1 protein-coding gene is annotated in these 695 nt (G+C 34.2%); it reads left to right on the top strand.

All coding sequences use genetic code 11. The annotated features are described in order from the left end of the window. Positions 1–267: 267 nt before the first annotated feature. Positions 268–492: a hypothetical protein gene (locus tag JMM81_RS22665; protein WP_256243816.1), complete on the top strand. Its 225-nt coding sequence runs from the start codon at positions 268–270 to the stop codon at positions 490–492. The last annotated feature ends 203 nt before the right edge of the window (positions 493–695 follow it).

The following is a 695-nucleotide window of genomic DNA, read 5'->3' as shown; positions in this document are numbered from 1 at the left end:
TAGATAAAGGATGCATTCTATCAACCTTTTTTCGCTGATACTGTATATAACTGCCAGTTAGTCGAATAAGAAAAAGGGATCGCCGCAGCAATCCATTCTTGTACTCTTGCACCCGTTAATACAATATGTACACTGTAATTGGAAAGAAAAAGACTAGGAATTTTTATGAAGGTTTTTTTAGGCTTAACCTTTACGAACCATTGGTTTAAATAATCATATTTTGTTTATGTGGTAAAAAAAATTTAGTACGAAAGGAAGAGCAACCCCTTGTATCCTTATCAATATTTACCCAATTATCAATTTGCCGATCAAAGATTAACCCCTGTTGGTTGTGTAGGGAAATTTACATTAATCACATTAAAAACAGGTCAAACCTTTGGAATAGTTGTAGACACAGCTGATCCATTAGGATTTACAACTGGAAGGGTTCCACCAACAATGGCACCAACTGCATTTCCATCTAGCTCAATTGCTTCATCTATCTGTGTTTAAATTTATATTAAAAGTCATTTTCATATAAGGAATGGCCTTTAGTTCTTTTCTCTTTTATACAGATATTAAGGGTACTTGAACATGTATAAAGGAGAAACTCCCAAATTGAAACACTAGGTTTCGATTTGGGAGTTATATGTCTTTTTAACTTCATTCAGCAAATGCTTTTTGTACCGAAAGCTTGCGACAGGTACAGAAGTCCT

The organism is Bacillus sp. V3B, from assembly GCF_024494465.1.
Taxonomy (GTDB): domain Bacteria; phylum Bacillota; class Bacilli; order Bacillales; family Cytobacillaceae; genus Bacillus_BD.
Note: the sequence above shows the minus strand (reverse complement) of the source record. Positions and strands in the feature narration are given on the sequence as shown.